The following is a 6,171-nucleotide window of genomic DNA, read 5'->3' as shown; positions in this document are numbered from 1 at the left end:
CGGCAACGTCCAGCATCTGCTCGGCCAGCAACTTCTTCAGCTTCGCATTCTCATCTTCGAGCGCCTTCAAACGCTTCGCCTCGGACACTTCCATGCCGCCGTATTTGGCCTTCCAGTTGTAAAACGTCGCTTCTGAAATTCCGTGCTTGCGGCAAAGGTCGGCGGCCCTTGCGCCAGCCTCCTGCTCACGCAGCACACCGATGATCTGCTCTTCCGTAAATCTCTGCTTCTTCATTCGTCCGTCCTCGGATGGGCCGGACTCTAATCAATTCTGGAGGAAATTCGCAGTGGCAGGTCAGGGGCATTCTTACACTTGAAAGGAGACGACATTTGAAGAGATCACCTAGGCCAGGAAGTCAGTCATAGTCATTTGGCCAAGGGATATTGTCACCAAAGAGGCTCGCCTTGTCCCGCGTAAGGAATCGTCGAACCACCCTTTCAGCGTTTTCTTCACCAACGAAAGCTCTAAGCACATGTGATCCTGACACATCGAGGCTTCTGAACGGAATGCTCCGTTCGATAACCGGAGCTGCGATAGCTCTAGTATTTGCCTGGTCCTGCAGATTCCCGTCGATGACGCTTTCTATGAAGTGAGCACCGAACATCTTGACGTTGTCCCAGTCATCGAGGGCAGCTGAAGTGAGTAGACCATTAAGCATCCCATTGGACTTAGTGATGTCGGCGTTTGAACCATCCAGCCTTAACGACACCTCATTGTAGTAGAAAGTCGCAGCAACATCGCCGGTTTCGACAAATTCAGGAACTATGCGTCGCGCAGCGGCCATTAACTCGGGAAGCGTAACAGTCCAGATGCCGCTCATTGACGGTCCCTCGTCTTCAGTGAAAATCTTATCGACAAATATGGGGAATGCGCGGCCTAATGCTGTAAATTCTTCGATCTTCCGCCTGTAAACCTTATCTAATTTTCCGCCTTGTTCATCAACGAGTAGGATGAATATGCATTTGCGCATTCCAAGACTCTCGAAGGACTCCATTATTTCGAATATCGCCCGACCACTTACGACGGTGTCGATAAAGATAAACTTTCCAGATTTTCCTCTTCTTTGATTAATACCGCCTCTCGTCACAAGAGGACCGCCGATTTTTCGCATGAAAGCGTAGAATTGGTATGCTGGATCATTGAAGTCATCGCGAAGTATCGCGCTGAGCGCACGCGCCCAATACCGCCGAATGGAAAGTGACGATATCTCCTGGTCACCAGAAATATCCGCGGTGAAAGGAAGATAGAGCTGATCCAACGGGATTACCGGCTTGGCATTATAGCCGCCTAGGTTTCGCAATGCGTGCGCATAACTACCCGCGCCGCTCAAGAAAGGGTGTGCTCCCCTAGACGGAACGACAAGAAGATCGAACCGGTCGGCGCGGGCGAGCTCGGTTATCTCATGCACCTGCCTACACGCAGCAGCATAAGACGCAATCATTTCAATGCTTAAATCGCTAATATTCATTTCGAAATCGCAAACAACACCCTGGGCCATCGGCAGCGCAAAATTAGCTCCAACCCCTTAAATTATTCCCCACGCCCGGAACCTCCCCCTCCCCGTCATCTCCCTGAGGCCGAGTTCCAAAACAATCCGCCGCGCCGCCTGCGGCGTCACATCGAGCGCCTTGGCCACCATCCCGGCCGACACCAGCGGTTTTGCCATCACCAACTCGACCAGCTCCGGCAATTTTGAGGAGGTTCGCCGTCCTTCAAGTTTTCGGTCCATCATCGTCTTCGCCAGCGTCAGCCGGTCATGCTCTTTCATGCCGATCTCGGCGGCCGCCAAAAATCCGTGGGCGATGGCCAGCAGCCGGGTTTCCCGATCGCGATGCCGGCGCCGATCGACGGGAATGGTTTTGAGGCCGAGGTTGATGGCAGCGAGATGAGCACCTGACGTGATACCCGCCTGGCGCAGGATCGAGGCGGAAAACAGCCGGCCAAGCCAAGGGGCATGCTGAAGCACGGAAACCTCGTTCCAGGCATCCAGGGCAACGATGGCCTGCAGCACCGCCGGCTGTTCTTGGGCCTGCCGCAGCACGCCGCGCCATTCCTCGAGCCGCGCGTCCTCGTCCCAGTCGAGATCGTAGATCATCGAATCTTTCTCTTGCGTCACGCCACGGCCGGGCCGTGTTGCGTTCTCGATCGCCGCCTCCGATCGCGCCAGAATCGCATCGATGGCGGCGTAGTCGACGCCAGGGAGATTTCCGACGTCATCACCATCCTCTGCCTCCTCTTCCGGATCTGTCGCGACCGGGCGCCGGTTGGCAGCTGCCGGCTCCGCCTCGTCCGCGGCGGCCGACGTGATCTCCGCGGTTTGTCTGAGAGTGCGGACGCCGCCGGCCGAAAGTGCCCAGCCGGGGAGTTGGGCGGCGATGCGCCGGCGTGTGCGCAGGACGTCGCGGGCGATTGTCAGCTCATGTGTGGGTGTGCGAATATCCTTCGTGGCGTCATGGAGGACGAGGTGTTCGAGATGGACGAGCTCGCCGTCGATTCACAGCGAGGCGCAGGCGTCGGTGAATTGGGATCGTTCGAGGAAGCCCGCGCCGACAGGCGAACGGTCGATGCGCTCGTCCAGACGCGTCAGAGCGACACTCGCATCAAAAGCCGGGCGCATCAGGGCTGTCATGTTGATTTTTGCAACATCGTAAGCCATTGAAATCATGGTAAATGATTTCTTACAGGAACTCTATCCAAATATTACAGTTCGCTACATGGTATGATTGCTGGTTAGCGCTCTAACCATCGATAAGTACTGCTTATCGGAAGTGATTGCTATAACGCCGCAAATCAGCGAAAACGGTATCAATGGAGGGCCAATGCGGCCGTGCTGACACCCGGTTTTCGCGCCTCAGGAGGCATTTTGGACATTCTTGCTGCGAACACGGCACCAGACGCGATCGCCCGGCGGGCCGAAACCCTCGACACCATTGCCGCGGTGCTGCCGATCGACCGGCGCGACAAACTCGCCGAAATCCTGTCCGACCAGGACGTCGAGACGCTCAAACATCTGGTCAACGAAGGCATGGGTGCCAACACGCTTCGGGCGCTGACGTCCGATTTCGCTTACCTCGAGGCCTGGTGCTTAGCGGCGACCGAAAGTCCGCTGCCCTGGCCGGCACCGGAAGCGCTGCTGCTGAAGTTCGTCGCCCATCATCTCTGGGATCCGACGCGGCGCGAAAGCGATCCCCAGCACGGCATGCCGCCCGAGGTCGACCAGTCCTTGCGAGACGGGGGCTTTCTCCGGTCGGCCGGGCCGCATGCGCCGGCGACCGTCGGACGACGGCTCGCCAACTGGTCGACGCTGACCAAGTGGCGCGGCCTCGACGGCGCCTTCGCCTCCCCGGCTTTGAAATCCGCCATTCGTCTCGCCGTGCGCGCCGTCCCCCGGACGCGCCGCCGCAAGAGCGCCAAGGCGGTCACCGGCGATGTTTTGGCCAAACTGCTGGCGACCTGCAGCGGCGACAGCCTGCGCGATCTGCGCGACCGGGCCATACTGATGGTCGCCTTCGGCTCCGGCGGCCGCCGGCGCAGCGAGGTGGCCGGCCTGCGGAAAGAACAGCTAACGATCGAGCCGCCGGTGACTGTCGAGGATGGAAGCCCCCTCCCCTCGCTCTCCATCCACCTCGGCCGCACCAAAAATTCCGGCGCCGGCCAGGACGAGGTCGTCTATCTGACCGGCCGGCCGGTGGAGGCGCTGCATGCCTGGCTGGCCGCCGCCAAGATCGACGGCGGCAGTGTGTTCCGGGCGATCGATCGCTGGGGCAATGTGTCTCGCCGGGCGCTCGATCCGAAGGCGGTCAATGATATCGTCAAGTTGCGCGTCGAAATGGCCCGATTGGAGGTGGGGGAGTTTTCGGCGCATGGATTACGGTCGGGGTATCTGACGGAAGCAGCCAACCGCGGCATCCCGTTACCCGAGGCGATGGAGCAGTCGAGGCACCGGTCGCTTCAGCAAGCGTCCAGCTACTACAACAACGCGACGCGGCGAAGTGGGCGGGCGACTCGCATAATGGGATGACGAAACATCCGTCCGACGGGCTTGGACGGGTTTAAGAAGTTCATTCTGCTGCCTCCAAGGCCTAAGCCGGATTATGCGAAGAGGCAGCGTTGGTCGACCGAGTTTAGCCGCCTCGTCTTGACTATGCGTGACTTGAGTCGTTGCGCGTCCAGACCAACAGTCTATGATTCCAACCCGGGGCTGAGTTACGCGATGACGGCCGAAAACTGGTCAGTCTCTACCAACTGCCAGCCCTTGCTCGTTGCGAAGTAAATCTCGCCGGTAAACCCGCCGCTTGAGCGGGTTTTGTCCACCAAACAAGCCGCACACCAGTTGCCAGAAGGTTCTCTTTTGAATGATCCGTCAGCCATATACCTTAGGTGTGCAAATGGGCGACCACAGTAGTCACACCCGGCTGGTAGTTGACCAAGCCAAAACTTGTCCGTTTTTGTCGCGCGAGTGGCCGATATGACCTGTTTGAGAAAGGCCTCAGCCTGAACTATTTTCTGATAGTGGTAACCTGCGATGGCGTTTTCAAACCCGGTGTCGGTCTCATCAAAAAACTGCGCCAATTCGGCGACGGCCTCCTGGGCATATGTGACAAAATCCGGAAGCCCTTCCTTTGCTGATTGTACGACCATTTCTTTGCCTTGCAGGCGAACGCGATGGAAACTTCTTTCGGAGGTCTTTCCGATCGAATAGCGCAGGCCAAGATCCGACATGACATCCATGTTCCGTGGTCGGTGCGAGCCCCAAAATTTCTCCGAAGCATAGTCGCGCGCGTGATCTCCGAAGTGACGACGTATGACGGATCGAACGTCTACCGGTGCTCCATCCCATTCCAGGAAGCCCTGGAACACCTCGCGGCGGGTCACAAACTCGATCTCACATTGGAGTGCAGGGGTGTAGAGGCTAGCCTCGTAGTACTCCGCTGCCAGAACGCGGAGAATATCGTCATTGCTGTAGATTTGAAGGCGTATCACCGCCGGTCCACCTGCACTCGCGTATTCGAAGAGCTCACGCAGGGTCGCATGCCACTCGTTGTTAAATTGAAGCGCACGCTTCACAGATGCGGCCAGCTCTCCCATCTGTGCATTCGATTCGGTCGTGGCAACAATATCGAGATCATTGAACGAATCCGTTACAACGAGTTCTTTGATCAGCTCCGCGTCAGTCATCGATACATCGATGAACCTGCCGTAACGCCTGATCTCGGCCTCGCTAATACGATCAGGCGTGAACCATTCGCCTGCCCGCTCCGGGTACGAGATCGTAGAGCTGATCGATCTCAATCTCGAATGGACAAGTTCGAAACCAGGTTCGTACATCCTATCAGCTGCGACAGCCTCTTGATCGATTTGGAGGACGTGACCCTCTACGTCATCCTTGACTTCTCGAAACGCCGCTCGCGAAAGTCGTCTCTCGAGATCGTTCAGATAGAACTCCTTCGAGTTTTGTTGCTGAGCAAAGTATAGGTAGTGCATGTCATCGGCGGGTATTTTGGAAAAAATCAGAATGAAATCTTCGACACCGCTGGTGTTCATGTGCTTTGCGATGAGCTTTATGGCTCGGTCGATGTCCGGTTGAGACCCAAACCGCCACATGTAGTGCCTTCGAGCAATGCGACGATTGAGAACACGCGGATTCGAAACAACCTTTTCGATGCGAGCCGGAAGTTTATTTTGCCCCAGCACAATTCGTCCAGCCGAAACGTCATAGGGGCAGTTCCGCATCCACTCGGAAAACGGGACATGCAGATCCACCCAGTCCACAGATAGAAGGATAAAGCGGTATTCCCGCTCCTTGACTAGAAGCTTGTGTCGAAGAAGTGCGGCATATTTGATCAGTTCATGCACTGCATCGCGCGATGCACTTCGCGTCCGTTTGATCTCAATGATTACATACTCACCTCCCGGTGCGACCGCGAATATATCGAGGAATCCGTCTGAGCCATTTGGGTTCCTGAGGTGGTGTTCCTTACCTAGAAATTTCAGGTTTGGTTCCACCAGATCCAAATTGTCGATCAAATAATCCCTGATTTGATCCTCATTCACACCAGACATGATCGACTCTCGCGAAACCGCTAAATGCCGATTCATATCGGGACAATTGTTACGATACAGCAAACTCCAGCCCAAAATGCCAAACGACGATCAAGCCGCGGGTGGAA

Annotated in this window: 4 protein-coding genes and 1 pseudogene; 1 reads left to right on the top strand and 4 read right to left on the bottom strand. The window is 56.6% G+C overall.

Annotated elements, in window-relative coordinates; genetic code table 11:
• From B5E41_RS21110 to B5E41_RS21100, 3 genes and pseudogenes are all read right to left on the bottom strand, one after another.
• A partial coding sequence (locus tag B5E41_RS21110) for a transposase (protein ID WP_141098794.1) occupies positions 1-235 on the bottom strand: 235 nt, incomplete at its 3' end.
• A 121-nt stretch (positions 236-356) separates the two neighbouring features.
• Positions 357-1,499: a hypothetical protein gene (locus tag B5E41_RS21105; RefSeq protein WP_088395902.1), complete on the bottom strand. Its 1,143-nt coding sequence runs from the start codon at positions 1,497-1,499 to the stop codon at positions 357-359.
• 27 nt (positions 1,500-1,526) lie between these two features.
• Positions 1,527-2,666, bottom strand: a pseudogene (locus tag B5E41_RS21100) (RHE_PE00001 family protein).
• 204 nt (positions 2,667-2,870) lie between these two features.
• On the opposite strand from B5E41_RS21100, the gene B5E41_RS21095 reads away from it, so the two are divergent.
• Entirely contained in the window at positions 2,871-4,022 is a 1,152-nt protein-coding gene (locus B5E41_RS21095) for a site-specific integrase (protein ID WP_375166362.1), read from the top strand.
• 185 nt (positions 4,023-4,207) lie between these two features.
• On the opposite strand, the gene B5E41_RS21090 is transcribed toward B5E41_RS21095, so the two are convergent.
• Entirely contained in the window at positions 4,208-6,064 is a 1,857-nt protein-coding gene (locus tag B5E41_RS21090; protein ID WP_064843629.1) for a PDDEXK family nuclease, read from the bottom strand.
• Positions 6,065-6,171: the final 107 nt, after the last annotated feature.

The sequence above is a fragment of the Rhizobium esperanzae genome, from assembly GCF_002204185.1.
Lineage (GTDB): Bacteria > Pseudomonadota > Alphaproteobacteria > Rhizobiales > Rhizobiaceae > Rhizobium > Rhizobium esperanzae.
The sequence above is the reverse complement of the archived record's forward strand: the minus strand, read 5'-3'. Positions and strand labels throughout refer to the sequence as shown.